The 19,441-nt window shown below is 61.5% G+C and carries 20 protein-coding genes; 5 read left to right on the plus strand and 15 right to left on the minus strand.

What is annotated here, in order from left to right; translation table 11 throughout:
* Window positions 1–9: 9 nt before the first annotated feature.
* The 10 genes from HU750_RS10105 to prlC form a co-directional block, all read right to left on the minus strand.
* Window positions 10–759, minus strand: a complete 750-nt coding sequence (locus HU750_RS10105; RefSeq protein ID WP_186679210.1) for a conjugal transfer protein TrbF — start codon at window positions 757–759, stop codon at window positions 10–12.
* Entirely contained in the window at window positions 756–3,314 is a 2,559-nt protein-coding gene (locus HU750_RS10110; RefSeq protein ID WP_186679213.1) for a VirB4 family type IV secretion/conjugal transfer ATPase, read from the minus strand. Before HU750_RS10110 ends, HU750_RS10105 begins: the two co-directional genes overlap by 4 nt.
* Complete coding sequence (locus HU750_RS10115) at window positions 3,311–3,622, minus strand: conjugal transfer protein TrbD (RefSeq protein WP_186679215.1); 312 nt, start codon at window positions 3,620–3,622, stop codon at window positions 3,311–3,313. Before HU750_RS10115 ends, HU750_RS10110 begins: the two co-directional genes overlap by 4 nt.
* Window positions 3,623–3,625: 3 nt before the next feature.
* Entirely contained in the window at window positions 3,626–4,018 is a 393-nt protein-coding gene (locus HU750_RS10120) for a TrbC/VirB2 family protein (RefSeq protein ID WP_186679219.1), read from the minus strand.
* A 14-nt stretch (window positions 4,019–4,032) separates the two neighbouring features.
* Window positions 4,033–4,989: a P-type conjugative transfer ATPase TrbB gene (gene trbB / locus HU750_RS10125; RefSeq protein ID WP_027592016.1), complete on the minus strand. Its 957-nt coding sequence runs from the start codon at window positions 4,987–4,989 to the stop codon at window positions 4,033–4,035.
* A gap of 563 nt (window positions 4,990–5,552) precedes the next feature.
* The gene (locus HU750_RS10130) at window positions 5,553–6,611 is read right to left on the minus strand and encodes a PA0069 family radical SAM protein (RefSeq protein WP_186679222.1); all 1,059 of its coding nucleotides are present in this window, start codon (window positions 6,609–6,611) and stop codon (window positions 5,553–5,555) included.
* A 65-nt stretch (window positions 6,612–6,676) separates the two neighbouring features.
* Window positions 6,677–8,668: a M3 family metallopeptidase gene (locus HU750_RS10135; RefSeq protein ID WP_186679225.1), complete on the minus strand. Its 1,992-nt coding sequence runs from the start codon at window positions 8,666–8,668 to the stop codon at window positions 6,677–6,679.
* Between the two features lie 110 nt (window positions 8,669–8,778).
* Complete coding sequence (locus tag HU750_RS10140) at window positions 8,779–10,776, minus strand: M3 family metallopeptidase (protein WP_186679228.1); 1,998 nt, start codon at window positions 10,774–10,776, stop codon at window positions 8,779–8,781.
* Between the two features lie 97 nt (window positions 10,777–10,873).
* Window positions 10,874–11,155 (minus strand): YheV family putative zinc ribbon protein, encoded by a 282-nt coding sequence (locus tag HU750_RS10145; RefSeq protein WP_027592019.1) that lies wholly within the window; start codon window positions 11,153–11,155, stop codon window positions 10,874–10,876.
* Window positions 11,152–13,203: an oligopeptidase A gene (gene prlC / locus HU750_RS10150; protein ID WP_186679230.1), complete on the minus strand. Its 2,052-nt coding sequence runs from the start codon at window positions 13,201–13,203 to the stop codon at window positions 11,152–11,154. The genes HU750_RS10145 and prlC overlap by 4 nt, the downstream gene beginning before the upstream one ends.
* A gap of 102 nt (window positions 13,204–13,305) precedes the next feature.
* Here prlC and HU750_RS10155 point away from each other — a divergent pair, with 102 nt between their 5' ends.
* Both HU750_RS10155 and HU750_RS10160 read left to right on the plus strand, forming a co-directional pair.
* Window positions 13,306–13,854, plus strand: coding sequence for a gamma carbonic anhydrase family protein (locus tag HU750_RS10155; RefSeq protein WP_027592021.1), 549 nt, complete (start codon window positions 13,306–13,308; stop codon window positions 13,852–13,854).
* Window positions 13,855–13,873: 19 nt separating this feature from the next.
* Window positions 13,874–14,524 (plus strand): HAD family hydrolase, encoded by a 651-nt coding sequence (locus tag HU750_RS10160; RefSeq protein ID WP_186679232.1) that lies wholly within the window; start codon window positions 13,874–13,876, stop codon window positions 14,522–14,524.
* Window positions 14,525–14,660: 136 nt separating this feature from the next.
* Here HU750_RS10160 and HU750_RS10165 read toward each other — a convergent pair whose 3' ends face one another.
* Window positions 14,661–15,734, minus strand: a complete 1,074-nt coding sequence (locus tag HU750_RS10165) for an aminopeptidase (RefSeq protein WP_186679422.1) — start codon at window positions 15,732–15,734, stop codon at window positions 14,661–14,663.
* A gap of 85 nt (window positions 15,735–15,819) precedes the next feature.
* Between HU750_RS10165 and HU750_RS10170 the strand changes: the two genes are divergently transcribed.
* Both HU750_RS10170 and HU750_RS10175 read left to right on the plus strand, forming a co-directional pair.
* Window positions 15,820–16,233, plus strand: coding sequence for a PA0061/PA0062 family lipoprotein (locus HU750_RS10170; RefSeq protein ID WP_027592024.1), 414 nt, complete (start codon window positions 15,820–15,822; stop codon window positions 16,231–16,233).
* A gap of 55 nt (window positions 16,234–16,288) precedes the next feature.
* Window positions 16,289–16,702 (plus strand): PA0061/PA0062 family lipoprotein, encoded by a 414-nt coding sequence (locus HU750_RS10175; RefSeq protein ID WP_099452524.1) that lies wholly within the window; start codon window positions 16,289–16,291, stop codon window positions 16,700–16,702.
* Between the two features lie 117 nt (window positions 16,703–16,819).
* On the opposite strand, the gene HU750_RS10180 is transcribed toward HU750_RS10175, so the two are convergent.
* Together HU750_RS10180 and HU750_RS10185 are read right to left on the minus strand one after the other, a co-directional pair.
* Window positions 16,820–17,053: a DUF1161 domain-containing protein gene (locus tag HU750_RS10180; protein WP_027592026.1), complete on the minus strand. Its 234-nt coding sequence runs from the start codon at window positions 17,051–17,053 to the stop codon at window positions 16,820–16,822.
* A 73-nt stretch (window positions 17,054–17,126) separates the two neighbouring features.
* Window positions 17,127–17,552: an OsmC family protein gene (locus tag HU750_RS10185; protein ID WP_027592027.1), complete on the minus strand. Its 426-nt coding sequence runs from the start codon at window positions 17,550–17,552 to the stop codon at window positions 17,127–17,129.
* Window positions 17,553–17,723: 171 nt separating this feature from the next.
* On the opposite strand from HU750_RS10185, the gene HU750_RS10190 reads away from it, so the two are divergent.
* The gene (locus HU750_RS10190) at window positions 17,724–18,728 is read left to right on the plus strand and encodes an LLM class flavin-dependent oxidoreductase (protein ID WP_186679234.1); all 1,005 of its coding nucleotides are present in this window, start codon (window positions 17,724–17,726) and stop codon (window positions 18,726–18,728) included.
* A gap of 66 nt (window positions 18,729–18,794) precedes the next feature.
* Here the strand turns inward: HU750_RS10190 and HU750_RS10195 are convergent, their stop codons facing one another.
* Together HU750_RS10195 and HU750_RS10200 are read right to left on the minus strand one after the other, a co-directional pair.
* A complete protein-coding gene (locus tag HU750_RS10195; protein ID WP_186679239.1) occupies window positions 18,795–19,016 on the minus strand; it encodes a DUF1161 domain-containing protein in 222 nt (73 codons plus the stop codon).
* A gap of 101 nt (window positions 19,017–19,117) precedes the next feature.
* Complete coding sequence (locus HU750_RS10200; protein ID WP_027592030.1) at window positions 19,118–19,333, minus strand: dodecin; 216 nt, start codon at window positions 19,331–19,333, stop codon at window positions 19,118–19,120.
* Between the last annotated feature and the right edge of the window lie 108 nt (window positions 19,334–19,441).

The following is a 19,441-nucleotide window of genomic DNA, read 5'->3' on the forward strand; positions in this document are numbered from 1 at the left end:
GTCGATCCTTCAGAGTTGCTTGGACCAAGAGAAGTCACGGACGTAGGTCCCGATCGGGTTCATCCGTACTTGCTCCTCGCTGGTCTGGGTAGTGGGTTCGGCGGTGTAGGTGGTGACCAGGGCGCGCCAGGTGGCCTTGCCCTTGAGCATGCCCTGGCGGTCACGGGTGACTTCTTCCCAATCCACCTGCCAGGTCTCCGGGGTCTGCTGCATGACCGAACGGATATCGACACTGACGGTTTCTTCGGCGGCACGTACGAACGGGCTGGCCTCCTTGCTGCCGTTGAGCCACTCGTTCATTTTCTGGGTCGCCGGGTCATTCGGCCCAAGCAGGGCGTATAGCCGGAAAATGGACTTGCGCAGCAGTGCGACGTCGGGGGTGACCGTGCGCGCATCGGCGATAAAGGACGCTATCTGCGACTTGATGACCCGCAGGTCGACCGGCACCGCGACCTGCGCAGGCGCTACAGCCATTGGCTGGCCAAGCTTGTCGACCTCCACCACGTAGGGCACGAACTTCGACTGGCTGCCGATGTGAATGATGCCGCCGACACCGGCGAGGGCGACCATCATCGAGAGGATACCCACCACCTGCCAGGACTGGCGGGAGGTCACCAAACTGCCGACATGGTCATTCCAGGTGCGGCGGGCCGTCAGGTACGGATTGTCGAGGACGGCGCCCTGGGGCGTCTCTGCTTTGGCGGTAGCATTGGCGGGACGCTTGAAAATGAGTCCCTTGATGCTGTCTGCGAGGTTCATGCGGCGACTCCATAATCATTCAGTCTCAGGCCCCTGGCAGCCAGCCATTCCGCCACCCAGGCATTGCCATATTTGGCTTCCAGGCGCTTGATGGCAGCCACGGACTCTTTGTCGGAAGAGCCGACGAAAGCCAGGGCCAGTGGGCCCAGCGCCAGGTCGTAAAGGCGTCGGCCGTTTTCCGACACGTAGTAGTACTGGCGCTTGGGAATAGCGGTGGCCAAAATCTCGATCTGCCGGGCGTTGAGGCCCATGCGGCGATAAAGGGCAGCGGTGTCCTCGTCGCGGGCATAGACATTGGGCAGGAAGATCTTGGTAGCGGTGGACTCGACGATGACGTCGAGAATCCCCGAGTTCGCCGCGTCCGACAGGCTCTGGGTGGCCATCAGCACCAGGCAGTTGGCCTTACGCAGTACCTTGAGCCACTCACGGATCTTCTCGCGGAAGACCGGGTGGCCGAGCATCAGCCAGGCTTCGTCGAGGATGATCACCGCCGGCTGGCCTTTGAGCGCGCATTCGATGCGGCGGAACAGATACAGCAGTACCGGCAGGGCGTACTTGTCGCCCAGGTTCATCAGCTCTTCGATCTCGAACACGGTGAAGTCGGAGAGCGACAGGCCATCTTCCTCGGCATCGAGCAAGTGCCCCATGGTGCCGTCGACCGTGTACTGGCGCAGGGTCTCGCGCACGGCTTCGTCCTGCACGATGATGCAGAACTCAGACAGGGTGCGGGAGCCGTCGCGGAACATGGTCATCACCGCGTGGCCGATTTCGTTGCGCTGCGCTGCAGTGGTTTCAAGGCCATTGAGCGCCAGCACGGTATCCAGCCACTCCATCGCCCAGGCGCGATCACCTTTGGTTTCGAGGAACTGCAACGGGCAGAAGGCCAACTGTTCGTCGTCTGCCGCCACGGTGAAGTGGCGCCCGGAGCGGCCATTGCTTTCGGCGCGAATACCGGCCGCCAGCGGGTACATCGACATGCCCTTGTCGAAGGCGAAGATCGACATGCCCCGATAGCGGCGCAGTTGTGCGGCGATCAGCGCCAGGTGGGTCGACTTGCCCGCACCGGTCGGGCCGAACATGAAGGTATGCCCCAGATCGCGTACATGCAGATTCAGGCGGAATGGCGTGGCACCACTGGTCACGCAATGCATCAAGGCTGGCGACAGCGGCGGGTAGAGCGGGCAGGGCGCATCGGCGCTGCCGGTCCAGATGCTGCTGGTGGGCAGCAGGTCGGCCAGGTTCAAGGTGTTGATCAGCGGGCGACGCACGTTCTCTACGCCGTGGCCCGGCAGGCTGCCCAGGTAGGCGTCGAGGGTGTTGATGGTCTCGATGCGGGCGGCGAAGCCCAGGCGCTCGATGGCCTTCTCGACACTACGTGCGGACTCTTCGACACGCACACGGTCTTCGCCCATCAGTACCACCACGCTGGTGTAGTAACCCTGCGCAACCAGGCCGCTGTTGACCTCGGCGATGGCATCGGCCGCGTCCTGCACCATGGCCAGGGCATCCTGGTCGATGTTGCTGTTGTTGGTGTTGAATACCTGGTCGAAGAAGCCACGGACTTTCTGCTTCCACTTCTTGCGGTACTTTTCCAGGTGCTGCACCGCTTCATGGGTATCCATGAAAATAAAGCGGCTGGACCACCGGTACTCGCAGGGCAACTCGGCCAGCGCCGAGAGAATGCCGGGTGCCGACTCCAGCGGGAACCCTTCGATGGCCACCACCTGAATGAAGTTGCGGCCGATCTTCGGCACCACGCCGCCCCAGAGCTCCTTGCCACCGATGACAGCATCCAGGTACATCGGGTTGCTCGGCAGCAAGACGGGCTGGCTCACGCCGGTGACACAGAACTGCACCCAGCTGAGCAAGTCGTCATGGGTGATGTGCGCGCCTTCCTCGGTGATTTGACGGTTACCCTTCAGGCGGGTCAGCTTAAGCACTGCGGCCAGGCTGCCCTCGACGCTCAAGCAGTCGCGCTTGAATTGCTCGATCAAGTTGCGCGTGCGCAGCTTGGCGTCCGGTGGCGCGGTGTCGTCGTCGAACATCAGTTCGACGAACTTCTGCTGGGCCAGCATCGGCGGGAAATAGGTGAGGCTCAGTACGAAGTAGCCTTCGTACATGGTCCCCAACGACTCGAAGTAGGCGCGGCGCTCTTCGTCCATGGCTTCGGTCAGGCTGTCAGCGAAGTGTGAGACGCCTTGGGCGGAGTAGTTCGCCGCCGGGCGGCGAACCGCATCCACGTGGATCATCCAACCGTTGCCCAAGCCAGCCAAGGCTTGGTTGATCCGCAGCGAAACCAGTTCACGCTGGGCGTCGGTGCTGCTGGCGTTGTCGTCACCCCGGTAAAGCCAGGCGGCCATAAAGGCGCCGTTCTTGCCCACGATCACCCCGTCGTCGACCATCGCCGCGTGGTTCAGCAGGTCGGACAACCCGGCCTCTGTCGAACGGTGCTTCTTCAGCTTGAGCTCCGCATCCACCTGCAGCAGACGCTGGATCAGCAGCAGCACCAGCAGAGCACCGAGGGCTGCGATGGCGTACGCAATACCTTCGATCATTTGTATTGACTTCCCTGACTTGGAGGATTGTCCCTGAACGGTGTGCTACGCGCCGGGTAGTAAGGCTTGTAGCGGCGGTGACGAAGGTAGACGTGGCGCATTTTGGAGTCGGACTTGGCCATTACGCGGAAGACGAACAGCGAGCCGAACCAGAGCACCAGGCCCACAACGGTTGCCCGTACTTCCTGGGCGCTGAAAATCAGCGCGAAGGCGAGCAACCCGGAGAACATCACCAGCTCGCGATCCCCGCCCATGAACAGGTTGTCCCGGTTGCCGGCCCGCCGGATGGGAATCGTGCGCAGTGCCATACTTCAGACCTGACCCTGTACCAGGCTGTGCTGAGGCAGCAGCTGTGCCAGCTCGGCGCTGGAGGTGAAGAAGCTCTGCATGATGTTGTTGGCACCCACGATCAGCGCCATTACCAGCACGAGGAAGATCAGGCTACGGAAGAAACCGTTGAGGTCGCCGCCGAAGATGAGCACACCACCAGCTACCACGATGCCAATGATCGACAGGGCAAACGCTACCGGGCCGGTCACCGATTTACGCAGGTTTTCCAGCCAGCTTTCATAGGGCAAACCGCCGCCGGTGCCAGCCGCAAAGGCATTCTCCGGCGCAACCATCACCGCCAGCAGCAGGAAGCTGAAGGCCAGGTAGCCAAACGTTTGGGCATTGAAACGGAACAGCGAAGTGTTGGCGTGCATGTGCAGTGTTTTCCTTAAAGATTGCGCATGATGTAGCGGCCGTTGTCGTACCCGGAAACCTCGAGGATTTCCTGAATGCGGCGGCCTTCTGGGGTTCTGGCGATGGAGATGACGACGTGAACCGCTTCGCCAATTAGCGGTTCGATTTCGGCCGGGGCCGATTTATTGCGGGAAACCAGGGATTTGAGGCGGGTCAGCCCCTCGCTGGCGCTGTTGGCGTGCAACGTCGCCGCGCCGCCAGGGTGGCCGGTGTTCCAGGCATCGATCAGGTCGAGCGCTTCTTCACCGCGCACCTCGCCCACCAGGATGCGATCCGGGCGCATGCGCAGGGAGGTCTTGAGCAAGTGGGTCATGCTCACATCGACGGTGGTGTGGTACTGCACGAAGTTCTTGGCCGCGCACTGGATCTCGCCGGTGTCTTCGATGATGAAGACCCGCTCGCTGGGGAACTCCACGACCATTTCGTTGATGACGGCGTTGACCAGGGTGGTCTTGCCGGTACCTGTACCGCCGATGACCAGGATGTTGCGGTGATCGCGGATGGCGCGCTTGATGGCGTCGCACTGGATCGGAGTCATGATCCCCGATTCGACATATTGGTCCAGGGTGTAGATGGCCACCGCCTTCTTACGGATGGCAAAGGTGGCCGCACGCACCACGGGCGGCAGTTGGCCGGCGAAGCGAGAACCGTCCAGCGGCCACTCGCCCTCGAGCAACGGCTTGCTGCGGGTCACTTCCTTGCCGTGGAAGCCGGCCACGGTCTTGATGATGGACTCGGCCTGGGCCGGGCGCAGGTCGCCGATGTGCCTCATCGGCTTGCCCAACTGCTCCAGCCAGAGTTTGCCGTCGCCATTGCACATCAGCTCAACGGTCTGCGGATCGTTGAGTGCATCGATGATGAGGGGGCCGGCATCGCGCTCCAGTTTCTTTTTGGCGCGCTCTTTCAGGCTGGCAGTTTCTGCGATTTCCACACTTGATCGTCCATGAAAATAGATACCACCCCAAGGTCTTGGGGAGGGCACTCCAAATATTTTTCTCGTGCAGTTCTTTGAACTAATGGCGAAGTGGAATGTCACCGCCCGCGAACTAACCTGCAATTGCAGAATTTGTTCGTGTTATGCGAGCCACTTCACAAGGGCGCGCAGGTTACCCGGCAACAATTACTAACGAAAGAGTCGATCTCTTACAGCTTTGTAAGCTTTCTCTTACACGCTTGGGACTAACGTCCCATTGACTAGTCAGACAGGAATGGCTGCAGGCACCGTAAAATCTGGGCTTAACAGAACATCTATATTAATTTGATATTTAAGTGCCACTATCTTTGCCAGTATTAAATGGCTTGAAAAATTTGACAGAGTTCACACTTGCACGCGACGTATTCTTACGTAAACGCTGGCAGGGAAAGTTAATCCAGTATGAATATAGGCCCGGCAGGCACCGCAACTTCACCGGCTCCGCTGAAGTGCCACTGAGTAATGGCAATTAGATGCCACTTTGATATCTAGTGTGCCACTTCGGCGTTACTGTCGGGCATTCAGAACAATGTCAACTGGCCACCAGGCGGGCAGAATTTCGAGCAATCGAGCGCCTGTGCTTCGCGCCCTTCGAATGCCAGTTTGCGCATGGCTTTGGCGAACCGCTGCGCCAGCAGCTCGGCGAAAATGCCCTCGCCACGCATGCGTGCACCAAAGCGACTGTCATACAGTTCACCGCCGCGGCTCTGGCGAATCAGGCTCAACACATGGGCCGCACGCTGGGGGTAGTGGTCCTGCAACCACTGCTCGAACAGCGGTGCCACTTCCAGCGGCAAGCGCAACATCATGTAGGCAGCGCTTTGCGCACCGGCCTCCTTGGCGGCCTCCAGCAAGCGCTCCAGTTCACTGTCGTTGATCATCGGTATCATCGGCGAACACAAGACCCCCACCGGCACACCCGCCTCGCGCAACACCCGGATCGCCCGCAACCTCGCCTTGGGCGATGCCGCACGTGGCTCAAGCACCCGCTTGAGGTCGTCGTCCAGCGTCGTCAGGCTGATCATCACCCGCACCAGCCGCTGGCTGGCCATCTCGGACAACAGGTCGAGGTCACGCAGCACCAGTGACCCTTTGGTGACGATGGTCACCGGGTGGCGGAAGCGCAGCAGCACTTCAAGCAAGCGCCGGGTCAGCAGGTGGTCACGCTCGATGGGCTGGTAAGGGTCGGTGTTCGAGCCCAGGTTGATCGGCGCGCAAACGTAGCCCGGTTTGCTCAACTGCTGTTCGAGCACGTCGGCAGCATTGGTCTTGGCGATCAGCTTGGTCTCGAAATCCAGGCCTGGGGACAGGTCCCAATACGCGTGCGAGGGGCGGGCATAGCAGTAGATACAACCATGCTCGCAACCTCGATAGGGGTTGATGGACCGGTCGAAGGGCAGGTCGGGCGAGGTGTTGCGGCTGATGACGGTCTTGGCGGTTTCGACCCGCACCTCGGTGCCTTGGGTCAGCGGTACTTCCTGGTACCAGCCGTCATCCTCCGCAACCGAATGGTTCGGGGCAAAGCGATTGTGTGGGTTATGCGCCGTGCCACGGCCTTTTTGCGGTGCTGGAGGAATCATCATCCATCCCTATACTGTATCCATATACAGTATAGGTGGTATGCGGTTTATTCCAGCGCCTCTGGTCAGGTCAGGCCGTACCAACGTGCATAGGCGGCATGGCTGGGCAGGCGCCCGAGGAAGGCTTCGATGCCATCACGCAGCGGCTGCGAGGCACCGGGTTCGAACAGAGTCTCTTGCAGCGCGCGCCCCGTTTCACGGTCGAGCAAGCCGTGTGCTTCGAAACGCGTGAACAGGTCGAAGGCATGCACGTCTGCCCACAGGTAGGCGTAACAACCGGCATCGTCGCCTTTGACCAACCGATCGAAAGCCTGTGCGGGGCGCTCGAAATCCTCCAACGGCCAATATCCGCACCGCTCACGGGCTTCTGCGAGTCGTCTGGCGAGGGATGTGCCATCTCGCAGGGCGCTGTGCAGGTCGAGGTCAAACAGGGCCATGCTCAGGTCCAGGCCAATGGTCTCGATACCTTGCTGCTTGAACTGGCTCAAAAACGCCTCGGCCTGGGCCTTGCTCAACTCACTGCCATCTGCCCGAGGCGCTGCGATGCTAGTCAGGTAAGGCGCGTTCCACACCCAACGCTCAAACAGTCTACCGATCAGCGCAATGCCATCCGTGCCCAGTGGCGTCACCATGGACATGAAGTGGGTAGGGGTACGGACCAGCAACTGGTAAAGGGCGAGGCCAAACTCGTGGTACAGCTTGCGAAGCGACAGGTGATCCAACAGCGGCTCAGCGCCGGCCAGTGCTGCCGGGATATCGCTGTAAACCACTACCACTGCCGGCTGGAAAATACCCTCGGCATTCACCCGTCGAGTGCGCAGGGGGTCGGTAGCAACTGAAGCGCCGAACTTGCCCTCATGCTGCACAGCGTCCAGATAGAAATACCCCACCAACGCATGGTCCTGCCACACTTCGAATGCTTGCACGCTGCAATGCCAGGTCGGCAATTGCGTCAACCGCAGGTCGAGCGCGAACAGATGCTGTGCCAGGTCACTCAATGCCGCGACTACCGCGCTCAGGGGGAAGTGCTGGCTAAACGCTTCGCTAGGCAACCTCGCTTTCGGCTTGCTGTTCAGGTAACTGACATCCCACGGTCGAACAACTCCCATACCCTGCGCAGCAGCCTGCTGCTCCAGGTGCGAACGCCATTGCAGCATCGCCGGGCGCACCGCCTCTGCCAGACGCTGTAGAAAAACGCGAACCTGAATGACCGAGCCTGCGCTCTTTTCCAACAGGGTCAATTCTGAGTGATTAGCCAGGCCAAGCAGGCGCGCCCTTTCGTCCCGGAGTTCGACAAGCCGCAGCAGATGGGTAGCATTGTCCTGCGCAACGTCTTCGCTCACACCAATAGTATGGATTTCATGGTAAAGGTCTTTACGCAGCGAGCGATCATGCGCGTGCTGCAGCACCGCCTCGATGATGACCTTGTCATGATCAATCACCCAGCCCTGCACGCCAGCTTTATCGGCACGTGCCGCCAACTGGTCGCGCAGTGTTTGAGGAAGGCCGTCCAGTTCGGCCTCGCTCGTGATCAACAACCCTGGCCACGTGATGTTATCCGCAAACGACCGGCACGCTGCCGCGATCTGCGCCTCCAACTCAACCAGACGGGCCTTGTCGGTCGCGGCTAATGCAGCGCCTGCGGTAACGAACATGTCGAGGTGCCAACGCAAGGTTGCGCGCTTTGAAGCATCCAGGTTTACCCCATTGCCGCTGCTGGCCAGGCGTGCATACAACGCTTGCAACCTGCTGTCGCCAAATCGCTGAGCGTTACGTGCACTCACCTTGCTGTGACAGTCGAAAATCGCCTTGTCCCAGCCCTTCTTACCCATGAGCGGGTAAACGGCATAACACACAGCCCACAACTGGGCATCCAGCTCGTCCACCGCCAGTACCAGGTCATCCCAAGTTGGCCGTGCTTGCTGATGCTCGATAATGCGCGCGATACCTTGTTCATGCGCCAGAAGCACTTGCTCGACAGCCTCGAGGATGTGCTCCCGTGTTATCAACGGGTAGTCGACGGGGATGTTGCCGCCTTGAAGGAGTGGATTGTCCATGAATACTCGCCTTACTGACTGGGTTGAGTGGGCGAGTATTCATGGCGGTCGGGCCGGCAGTGGCCTAACTATTCACCACTCCATTAGCTGCGCAAGCCTGGTTGACGCGGTTATCTGACCAGCCCGTACCACCGCAGGTAGGCGGCATGGCTGGGCAGGCGTCCGAGGAAGGCTTCGATGCCATCACGCAGGGGCTGCGAGGCACCGGGTTCGAACAGTGTCTCTTGCAGCGCGCGCCCCGTTTCGCGGTCGAGCAAACCGCGCGCTTCGAAGCGCGTGAACAGGTCGAAGGCATGCACGTCTGCCCACAGGTAGGCGTAAAAGCCGGCATCGTAGCCAGTGACCAAGTGATCGAAGGCATGCGCGGGGTGTTCGAAATCCGCCAAAGGCCAGTAGCCGCAAAGGCCGCGGGCTTGCTGCAGGCGCTGCTCAAGCGTTCTGCCGTCATGGGGCGCGCCGTGCAGGTCGAGGTCGAACAGCGCCAGGCTCAGGTCGCGGCCGATTTCCTCGATGCCTTCTTGCTTGAACTGGCTCAGGTATGCCTCAGCCTGGGCCTCGCTCAGCGCACTGCCATCTTCACGCTGCGCCGCGATACCCGCCAGGTAACGCGCATCCCACACCCAGCGCTCCAGCAGCTTGCCGAACAGCTCCACGCCGTCATTGCCCAGCTCGGTCACATTGGACATGACGTGGTTGGTGGTGCGCACCAGCAAGTGGTGCAGGGCATGGCCGAACTCGTGGTACAGCTTGCGCAGCGACAGGTGATCGAGCAACGGCTCGGCGCCCGCCAGTGCGGCGGGGATATCGCTGTTCACCACCACCACCGCAGGCTGGTAGATGCCCTCGGCATCAATGCGCCGGTTACGCACATAGGTGGTGAACACGGCGTCGGGCTGTTTGCCAGTGTGTTGCACCGCGTCCAGGTAAAGCAGGCCTATGTGGGCGTGGTCCTGCCAGACCTCGAAGCTTTGCACGCTGTCGTCCCAGGCAGCCAGCTGCCTGGGACGCAGGTCGAGCGCAAACAATTGCCGGGCCAGGCCAGTCAAGGCCGTGACCACTGCACTCAACGGGAAGTAATCACGAAAGGCCTCATTGGCGCTGGCGTCGCCCGCTGTGGCCTGTAGATAGCTGATGTCCCAAGGCTGAACATGCCCCAGGTTTTGCGCCGTCGCCTGCTGTTGAAGCTTCGTGCGCCACTGCGCCATTGCCGGCTTCACTGCCGCTGCCAGGCCCTGGAGAAAATCGCCTACCTCGCTGAGCGACCCGGCGCTCTTGCTGCGCAGGCTCAGTTCGACGTGGTTGGCAGCACCCAACAGGCGGGCTTTTTCGTCCAGGCATTCTGCCAGTTGCTGCAGATGGGTGCCGTTATCCTGCGCCAGATCGGTACTGACGCCACGGGTATGAAACGCGCGGTAGAGCCGTTCACGCAAGGGGCGATGGGCCGCCTGGCGCAGCACGGCCTCGGTGGACGCGCTTTCGCAGGCGACCAGCCAGCCTTGCTCGCCGGCTTCCTCAGCGCGCACCGCCAGCTCCTCACGCAGCCTGGGTGGCAGGCCACGCAGTTCGTCTTCATCATCGACCAGCAGCCCTGGCCGGTCGAGGTTGCCTAAGAACGCTTGGTGCAGGTTGCCGATCTGCGTCTGTAACTCGACCAGGCGCGCCTTGTCGGCTTCGCCGAGCGCAACGCCACTGCTGGCGAACTTGTCCAGGTGCCAACTCAGGGTGGCGCGCTGCTGCGCAACCAAGTTCATGCCATGGGCACTGCTGGCCAAGCGTGCGTAGAGTGCCTGTAGGCGGGCGTTGATTAATTTTTGATCGAAGCGTGCGACCGCTCGGGCGTAGAAGCCCATAATCGCCTCGCCCCAGCTCGGCGCCTTACCCATCAGTGGCATGACGGCATAGAGCACCGCCAGCAATTGCGCATCCAGCTCATCGACTGCCAACACCAGGTCATCCCAAGTGGGCAGCGCCTGTTGCCGTTCGATGATGCGGGCGATGCCTTGTTCGTGCGCCTGCAGCACATGATCGAATGCCGCCTGCATGTTCTGCAAAGTGATCGCGGAATAATCGACGGGGGTCTTGCTGCCTTGCAGGAGAGGATTGTCCATGACGCATCGCCTTGCTCAGTGGGGGAGCGGGCGAGCATGCCTACCTGGCAGGGCGGTAGAGGCTTGATTATCTACCACCCGGCCAGGTAGGCCGGCCTTATTCGGCCGGTTTCTTCAGCTTCGGATTGGGGAAGAACTGCACGGTCTGCACCTTCGCCGGCGCCGGCTTGGGCGCCAGGTGGTTGACCCGCGTGCCGAGCTCCGAAGGCACCGACAGCCCTTGTTCATTCAGGGTATCGGTGAAGCCGCAGGCCACGCATTCGCGGTGCGGCACGCCATCTTCGTTCCACATCATCAGCTTGTCGGGCTCGCTGCACGCCGGGCAGACCGCCCCGGCGATAAAGCGCTTCTTGGTCTTGTTCACAACTACCTCACTCATGCCGCCGCGTCCTCGCTCAGCCCGCAGTGGCGCAGCAATGCATCAATGGAAGGCTCACGGCCACGGAAGTCGACGAACAGCACCATCGGCTCACGCGAACCACCCCGCGCCAAGATCGCCTCGCGGAAGGCACGGCCAGTCTCGGCATTCAGCACGCCTTCTTCCTCAAAGCGCGAGAACGCGTCGGCCGACAGCACCTCAGCCCACTTGTAGCTGTAGTAGCCCGCGGCATAACCGCCCGCGAAGATGTGCGCGAAGCTGTTGGGGAAACGGTTGTACGCCGGTGGGCGCATCACTGTCACCTCGTCGCGCACGCCTTCGAGCACGTCCAGCACGCTGCGGCCATCGCCGTGGGTGGCGTGCAGCTCGAAGTCGAACAACGAGAATTCCAGCTGGCGCACCATCATCATGCCCGACTGGAAGTTCTTCGCCGCCAGCATCTTGTCCAGCAGGTCTTGGGGCAGGGCAGCGCCCGTTTCGTAATGGCCGGAGATCAGCGCCAGGCCTTCCGGCTCCCAGCACCAGTTCTCCATGAACTGGCTCGGCAACTCGACCGCGTCCCAGGCCACGCCATTGATGCCAGACACACCGGCATGTTCGATACGGGTCAGCAGGTGGTGCAGACCGTGGCCGAACTCGTGGAACAGGGTGGTGACTTCATCGTGGGTCAACAGCGCAGGCTTGCCGGGCGCGGCAGGGGTGAAGTTGCACACCAGGTTGGCCACCGGGCTCTGCAGCGCGCCTTCAACGGTGCGGCGACGGTCACGGGCGCCGTCCATCCAGGCGCCACCGCGCTTGTTGGCGCGGGCATAGAGGTCGAAGAAGAAGCGACCGACGTGTTGGCCGTTTTCCTTGATTTCGAACAGGCGTACATCCGGGTGCCAGCTGTCGAAGCCTTTGAGCTCGGCAATTTCGATGCCGTACAGGCGCTGAACGATGCTGAACAGGCCCGACAGCACCTTGTCGATCGGGAAGTAGGCACGCAGGGTTTCCTGCGACACGCTGTAGCGTTGCTCGCGCAGCTTCTCGCCAAAGTAACCGGCATCCCAGCTGGACAGCTGCGGGCAGCCCTGCTCGGCAGCGTAAGCCTTGAGCTGCTCCAGGTCCTGGGCAGCGAACGGCTTGGAGCGTTTGGCCAGGTCACGCAGGAAGCTCAGCACCTGGTCGCTGGACTCGGCCATCTTGGTGGCCAGGCTCAGCTCGGCGTAGTTCGAGTAGCCCAGCAGCTTGGCCAGTTCCTGACGCAGGTCGAGGATTTCCTGCATCACCGGGCCATTGTCGAACTGGCCGGCATTAGGGCCTTGGTCCGAGGCGCGGGTGCAGTAGGCGGCATACAGCTCTTCGCGCAGGGCGCGGTCGCTGGCGTAGGTCATCACCGCGTAATAGCTGGGGAATTCCAGGGTGATCAGCCAGCCGTCGAGGTCTTTGGCCTGGGCCGCGGCCGCCATCTGCGCCTTGGCCGAATCGGTCAGGCCGTCCAGCACGGCTTCGTCGGTGACGTGCTTGGTCCAGGCTTGGGTGGCATCGAGCAGCTGGTTGGAGAACCGGCTGCCCAGCTCGCTGAGCTTGCTCTGCACTTCGGCATAGCGCTGCTGCTTGTCGGCCGGCAGGTCGATGCCCGACAGGCGGAAGTCGCGCAGGGCATGTTCAAGGATGGTCTTCTGCGCCACGTCGAAACTCGCCGCTTCCGGGCTGTTGACCACCGCCTGGTAGGCTTCGAACAGCGCACGGTTCTGGCCCAGTTCGGTAGAGTAGGCGCTCAGCGCTGGCAGGCAAGACTCGTAGGCCTCGCGCAATTCCTTGCTGTTGCACACGGCATTGAGGTGGCTGACTGGGCTCCAGGCAGCGCCCAGGCGGTCATTCAGTTCGTCCATGGCCAGCACCAGGCCAGCCCAGGTAGGGTTCTTGCCCTGCTTTTCGAGGATATCGGCAATGGCTTTGCGGTTGTCGGCCAGGATCTCTTCGATCGCCGGCAGCACGTGTTCGGCGCGGATCGCCGAGAAGGGCGGCAGATCGTAGGGCTGCAGAAGCGGGTTGGTCGCACTCACGGTTTGGATACCTTGGCAGAAGAAACACTAGACCATCTTAATTACAATCGACGCCGACCGCAGCAGGCAGCCTGCCTATCGGCACAGATGAGAGACCCTATCATGGCCATTCGAAGCTTCCAGCAACACACTCCAAAAGTTGCACCACGGGCCTTCGTCGACCGCTCGGCGGTGGTGTTGGGTGACGTGGAGATTGGCGAAGACAGCTCGGTCTGGCCATTGACTGTAGTACGCGGCGACATGCACCGCATCCGCATCGGCGCACGCACCAGCGTGCAGGACGGCAGCGTGCTGCACATCACCCATGCCGGCCCGTTCAACCCGGATGGCTTCCCGCTGATCATCGGCGATGAAGTGACCATCGGTCACAAGGTGATGCTGCATGGCTGTACCCTGGGCAACCGGATTCTGGTCGGCATGGGCAGCACCATCATGGACGGCGCCATCGTCGAGGACGAAGTGATCATCGGCGCCGGCAGCCTGGTACCGCCCGGCAAGCGCCTGGAGAGCGGCTTCCTGTATGTGGGCAGCCCGGTAAAACAGGCCCGGCCGCTGACCGACAAAGAACGCGCGTTCTTCCCGTACAGCGCCAGCAATTACGTCAAGCTCAAGGACCAGCACCTGGCCGAAGGCTACGACCAACCAGAATGACTTGAGTGGAATCGCTTACATGCACCAGCAGAACATCCTCTTCGACCTTGATGGCACCCTGACCGACCCGCGGTTGGGAATCACCCGCTCCATCCAGTACGCCTTGGCCAAACTGGGCATCGATGAACCCGACCTGGCCCGCCTCGAACACTTCATCGGCCCGCCCTTGCTGCAGGCGTTCATGCAGTTCTACGGCTTTGACGAAGCTAAAGCGTGGGAGGCGGTCAATTTTTATCGCGAGCGTTTCCGCGTCACTGGCCTGTACGAAAACCAGGTGTTCGAGGGCGTACCGGAGCTGCTCGAGGCCCTCAATGGCCAAGGGCGCACACTGTATGTGGCCACGTCCAAGCCTTGGGAATTCGCCCGCGAGATTGCTCGACACTTTGCGTTCGACCATCACTTCAAGGTGATTTATGGCAGTGAGCTGGACGGCACCCGTACCAACAAGGTCGAGTTGATTCGTCACTTGCTCGACGAGGAAGGGCTGGACCCGGCGCAAACGCTGATGATCGGCGATCGCAAGCACGACCTGATCGGGGCCCGCAGCAATGGGCTGCAGGCGGTGGCGGTGGGGTATGGGTTTGGTAGCGAAGAAGAGTTGACGGCCCAAGCGCCGGCGTTTCATTTCGCTACGTTGGCCGAGATGCATCGGGCCTTCATTAACGCCTGATAATGATTGGGGCTGCTTTGCAGCCCATTCGCAGGGCAAGCCCGCTCCCACAAGTTTTGCACTGCCATTCATAGCGATGCGGTACCCGTGGGAGCGGGCTTGCCCCGCGAATGGGCCGCACAGCGGCCCCAACATCTCATTGGGTAACCACAAACCGCGCCAACGCCGCCTTACGCGCTTCAACCGGCAACCGCCCAAGCGCCTCAACGCGCTCATAAAAACGCCCCCAATCCCCACCAACCTCACCAAACACCGCCGCAAACGCCGGCACCCATTGGTCATACAGCCCAAACGGCAGCAGCTTGGCATTGCTCATCGGCCCATACATCCAGGCGTCATATCGCGTGTCGCCCGCCCACTGGCTATCACGCACAGCTCGGTACTCGCGCCGCAACCGCTCGAACTCCGCCTGCTTCGCCACACGCTTGTGCGCGTCATCCAGCGGCCCGGCATACATCACCTGGAGCCGTTCACGGCTGGCCAGCACCAGCCGAATGAACTGGTCACGCTGCTGCGCCTGATCATCCTCGATCGCTGCAAGCCCACGCGCTGCGCGCCATTGCCGCGATCCCTCCTGCTCGACGAAGGTGGCAAACGATTCGTTGAACGCCGTGTCGTCCTGCACATAAAAGCGCTGATGGGCCAACTCATGGAAAATCAACGACGCCAACCGCTCATCCCCCCAGCCAACCATCGACGACAACAACGGGTCGTCGAACCAGCCCAGGGTCGAATACGCCTCGACGCCGCCCACATACACATCCATACCCGTCTGGCGCATCAACGCCGCCGCGCCCCGCGCCGCCCCCTGGCGGTAATAGCCGCGATAGGCCACGCAGCCGGCAATCGGGAAGCAATGCGTGACCGGCTGCAACGACAGTTCAGGCGTGGCGAATACATTCCATACCACGTAGGGGCGCCCCAGGTCGGCGTAAACCCGGTAGCTGCGGTTGTCCGGCAGTTTCAGCTGCTGGCTGGCGAATACACGGGCCTGTTCGGCATGCTGCAGCCGCGCACGTAACTGCGGGCTGCTGGCCGGGTCTGCTAGCACCTTTTCCACCGGCTGACGCGCGCGCAGTAGCTGCCATTGGCCTTCTGCTAACTGGCCGTAATAGCCGACGCTGCTGCAACCGTTCAGCAGAACGGCCGCCAACACGGGAACAAAACAGGTGAAAAGGCGGTCGAGTGGCCCAGGGCCTGAGCGCTGCAAAAGAAAAAGTCGAAGCATCTGGGACTGTCTGACTCGCTCATGGCCAATTCGCTCCAAGACTATCTCGCCAGGGGGGAGTTTCGCCATGCGTCCATTGTTTGCCGCCAGCACACTCATGCTGTTATCTGCGTGCTCCACCCTGCCGGACCCGGATCCGAACCAGGCCTGGGTCGACCTCACCCCCGTGGACGAGACGTCGCTGCACGCCGTGCAGGTGGACGAACGCGACTGGGCTGACACACGCTATTTCGAAGTCGCCCCCGGCAGCCACGAACTGACTGTGCGCTACCAGTTCCCGGTCACCCCGAGCAATATCGGCCCGGTCAACGAGCCGCTGTGGCGCGATTGCCAGCTCAACCTCACCTTCAAGGACTTCAGCGCCGGCCAGCGCTACCAGCTGCAGGCGGGCAGCATTGGCTTCCGCCCCTGGATCAAACTTTATGACCACCAGCAAAAACTGGTGGGCCAAGGCCTGCCAGCGGGCTGTCAGCGCACCTGAACCTCGCAAACGGCGCTATGCTTGTAACGTGTGAATCGCAAGTGGGAGTTTTGCCATGCGCCAGCCCATGATGCTGATCGCCCTCAGTGCACTGGGGGCTTGCGCCAGCCCCTTGCCGCCCGTCGACCCCAAGCAGGCCTGGGTCGAGCTTTCTACCATTACCCCCGGCAGGGTCCTCATGGCCGACCGCCTCGACGGTCAGCGGCTGGAAGATGGCCGTTACTTCCAGGTAACGCCTGGCAAGCACGAGCTGGTGGTGCGTTTCGATTATGAGATTTACGGCGGGGGCATCATGTCCCAGCCGAGGGACCGTACCTGTTATCTGACGGTGCGCTATGACAATTTCAAAGCCGGCGAACGCTATCGCCTGGAGGCCCGGGCGCCCGTGATGGAGCCGCAGGTGCTGCTGTACGACGCTAGCCGCAAGGTGCTGGTGAACGAACCCAGCAACGTGTTTTGCATTCCGTGACGTTGGGGCCGCTTTGCGCCCCTTTCGCGGCGCAAGGCCGCTCCCACAGTCAGTCATGTACCTGTAGGAGCGGCCTTGCGTCGCGAAGGGCCGCAAGGTGGCCCCAGCATTCAGACGCTACCGGTCGTTCTTCTGGTAGATGATCTTCTTGGTGCCACCTTCGCAGCTACCCACGACCATGTTCGGGTCCTTGACCTCGCTGTTGGGCACGATTTCCAGGGTGTAGGACGGTACGCCCTGGGCCTGGATCTTGGCCTCGATCTCGGCTTTCAATTCTTCGCACGGTTTCACTGCCGCCAGCGTAGAGGTGGCGAGCAGGGAGGCCAACACGGCGATTGCTACGCGGATCATGGAACGGCTCCTGAAAGGGCAGTCGTGCTGCCATTGCTGGTTAGACTACAGCAAACCGCCCTCGTTGCGCCGCCTAGCCCACCAGCGAGGCATCCAGGCTGATGGTGGCGTTGAGCACCTTCGACACCGGGCAACCGGCCTTGGCCTTGTTGGCGATTTCAAGGAACTGCGCCTCGCTCGCGCCCGGCACCTTGGCCTTCAGGATCAGGTGCACAGCAGTGATGGCAAAGCCGTCGGCCTGCTTGTCCAGCGTCACCTCGGCAATGGTATCGATGCGGTCCGCAGTCAGCCCAGCTTCGCCCAGCATCATCGACAGCGCCATCGAGAAGCAACCGGCATGGGCAGCGCCGATCAGCTCTTCCGGGTTGGTGCCGGGCGAGCCTTCGAAACGGGTATTGAAGCCATACGGGTTCTGCTTGAGCGCGCCGCTTTCAGTGGAAAGCAAGCCTTTGCCGTCCTTCAGGCCGCCTTGCCAGATCGCCGATGCTGTCTTTTTCATGATGCCTCCTGGTCGCTACGTTTACATATCTTGGGGGTGACATGCTTAAGGGTTCAGAGGTCAGCTACCTACGGCAAGTTCAGATCAATCTGACCGCAAGCATTGAATCCACCGAATGTGCCCATACAGAGTTCATAAGGCCTCTGGCCAACCACGTTCAAGGAGGCTCCGATGACGCAGCTGCGTGACCTGAAAATTTCCACCCTCGACCTCGTGCCCGTGCGCGCCGATGGCGGGCCGGCGCAGTCGCTGCGTAACTCGCTGGACCTTGCACAGCACGCGGAACGCTTCGGCTACAACCGCTTCTGGGTCGCCGAGCACCACAACATGGATGGCATTGCCAGTTCCGCGACCTCGGTGTTGCTCGGCTACCTGGCGGGCGGTACCTCGACCATTCGTGTCGGTTCCGGTGGCGTGATGCTGCCCAACCACGCGCCGCTGGTGATCGCCGAACAGTTCGGCACCTTGGCCAGCCTGTACCCAGGCCGCATCGACCTGGGCCTGGGCCGCGCCCCTGGTTCCGACCAGATGACCGCCCGGGCCCTGCGCCGCGAGCGCTCCGGCAGTGCGGATGACTTCCCCGATGACGTCGAAGAGCTGTCGCGCTACCTCGGCCCGCGCACCGATGATCAAAAAGTGATCGCCGTGCCAGGGCATGACACCGAGGTGCCAATGTGGCTGCTCGGCTCAAGCCTGTTCAGTGCGCAGTTGGCCGGCATGCGCGGTATGCCCTATGCGTTCGCCTCGCATTTTGCGCCGCGCTACATGCACGAAGCGATTCGCGTCTATCGCAACCATTTCAAACCCTCCACCACGCTGGACAAGCCCTATGTGATGCTCGGTATTCCGATGGTGGTGGCCGACACCGACGAGCAGGCCGAGTACCTGGCCACGTCGGTGTACCAGCGCATTCTTGCCCTGATTCGCGGGCAGAGCCTGATGCAACGTCCGCCCGTGCCAAGCATGGATGGGCTGTGGCTACCCCACGAGCGCGATGCGGTGATGAGCTTCCTCGGCCTGGCGATGATTGGCAGCCCGCAGAAGGTGCGGGCCAACGTCGAGGTGTTGCTGGAACAGACCGGCGCGGATGAGCTGATCTTCACTTGCGACTTGTATGAGCATGCGGACCGGGTCAGGTCCTATGAATTGATGGCGCAGGCCTTGAAGACTGCGTAGCCGCGCGTTGCGGGTAACCCGCCCCACACGCCGTGGAGGCGGGCATGCCCGCGAATGGGGCGCCGTTCAGCCGCGCCGGTAGACAATCTCCTTTGTGCCACCTTCACAGCTGCCGATAACCTTGCCCGCTGGTTCGCCTTTCTTGACGATCTCCAGCTTGTAGCCTTTTACATGCTTGGCATCCAGCTTGGCGGCAATCTCGGCCTTCAGCTCTTCACACGGCTTGCCCGCCGCCAGCGCACCACCCGCCAGTGCCATCAGGCCCGCCGCCAGAATCAGTTTCTTCATCGATCGCTTTCCTTGTACAGATGAAAATCAAAGAGGGCGCCGGCAACGGCGCCCCCTCTCTATTACCCCATCTTGCCGGCGCCAGCTAGCCCGGTACTGCTTCAGCTATTGGCAATCCGAAACCCAACCTTGAGCGTGACCTGAAAGTGCGCAGCCTTGTTGTCATGGATATGACCCCGGGTGTCGATCACTTCGAACCATTCCAGGTGCTTGATGCTCTTGCCCGCTTCGGCCAGGGCATTGTTGATCGCGTCCTCGATGCTGGTGGGCGACGACCCAACCAGTTCGATCTTCTTGTACGTGTGATGATCGGACATGTGCACTCTCCTTGGATGACGGTGAAATTGAGCCTAGCAGCGCAGGCCTGGTTTACCTGCGAGCCGTCGCCAGGGATGAAAGTTCGATCGCACTTTCACCGCGCGGTG

Source organism: Pseudomonas sp. SWRI50 (genome assembly GCF_014269095.1).
Taxonomy (GTDB): Bacteria; Pseudomonadota; Gammaproteobacteria; order Pseudomonadales; family Pseudomonadaceae; genus Aquipseudomonas; species Aquipseudomonas kermanshahensis.